The sequence below is a fragment of the Pseudomonas citronellolis genome, from assembly GCF_029335315.1.
Classification (GTDB): Bacteria; Pseudomonadota; Gammaproteobacteria; order Pseudomonadales; family Pseudomonadaceae; genus Pseudomonas; species Pseudomonas citronellolis_A.
In genome coordinates, this window is record NZ_JARJLT010000304.1 from 1 (window position 1) to 1,174 (window position 1,174).

Genomic DNA, 1,174 nt, shown 5'->3' on the forward strand with positions numbered 1-1,174 from the left:
GGCTGTCCGAGCAAGTGAGCAGGAATGGTTTCAACCTGCGACTTGGTTGCCAGCTGACGCTGATGTTCCCGCTCACACCGAACGGTCCCCTCTCCCTTCAGGGCGGGGCGCGCAGCCGAGGGTTAGGGAGAGGGCGCGAAGTCACCTCCCAAACCGAAATCGCCAGCGAGCCCGGATCAGCTCTCAAAGATCCAACACCAACCGCGCCGACTTCGCCCGCGAAACACACGCGCAAATCTGCTTGTTGGACGCCTTCTCCTTGCTCGACAGGCAGTTGTCGCGGTGCTCCGGCTCGCCGTCCAGCACCTCGACGATGCAGGTGCCGCAGATGCCTTCGCGGCACTCGGTGTCGATGTCGCAGCCGTGGGCCTGGAGCACGTCCACCAGGCTGACGTCGGCCGGCACCTGGAGCACCACGCCACTGTTCGCCAGCTCCACTTCGAAGCTGCCGGCCGGGGCGCTGTTGGCCGCCGGGTCGGCCTGGAAGTGTTCCAGGTGGATGGCGTCTTCGCTGCGGCTGCGCTTGGCGACGTCCACCACCTTGTTCATGAACGGTGCCGGGCCGCAGGTGTAGACGTGGGCGGCCGCCGCGGCGCGCTCCAGGCAGGCGGCCAGCGCGGCGTCGAGGTCGGCAGGTTCCACGCCATAGTGGAATTCCACCTTGCCGGCGAAGGCCGGGCCGGCCAGCAGCTCGACGAAGGCGGCGTGTTCCGGCGAGCGGGCGAAGTAGTGCAGGCGGTAGGGCTCGCCCCTGGCGTTAAGCTTGTAGGCCATGCTCAGCAGCGGGGTCACGCCGATGCCGGCGGCGAACATCACGTGCTCGCGGGCCTCGGGGGCGAGGCGGAACAGGTTGCGCGGCGCGCCCATTTCCAGCTCCATGCCTTCGGCCACCTGCTCGTGCAGGGCCGCGGAGCCGCCGCGCGAGGCGCTTTCCTTCTTCACCGCCACCAGGTAGGCGACGCCGTCGTCCGGCGGGCTGCACAGGGAATACTGGCGGGTCACCCCGGTGGGGCCGGTGACGTCGACGTGGGCGCCGGGTTCATAGGTGTCGAACGGCTGGCCGTCACTGCGCACGAGGCGGAAGGAACGGATGTCCAGGGCTTCGTCGACGATCCTTTCGATTCTTACCTTCATCATGGTCTTACCTTGCAAGGCTTCAGGGCGGGCGGCGCGC

General features: G+C 67.9%; 1 protein-coding gene. It reads right to left on the minus strand.

All coding sequences use genetic code 11. The features are described 5' to 3' along the window. Positions 1–183: 183 nt before the first annotated feature. Positions 184–1,137: a PDR/VanB family oxidoreductase gene (locus tag P3W75_RS23145; RefSeq protein WP_276229650.1), complete on the minus strand. Its 954-nt coding sequence runs from the start codon at positions 1,135–1,137 to the stop codon at positions 184–186. Positions 1,138–1,174 lie beyond the last annotated feature (37 nt).

Bases quoted from the DNA above. Each gene is read 5' to 3' on its own strand.
- P3W75_RS23145 (WP_276229650.1), bottom strand. From the start codon at position 1,137: ATGATGAAGGTAAGAATCGAAAGGATCGTCGACGAAGCCCTGGACATC.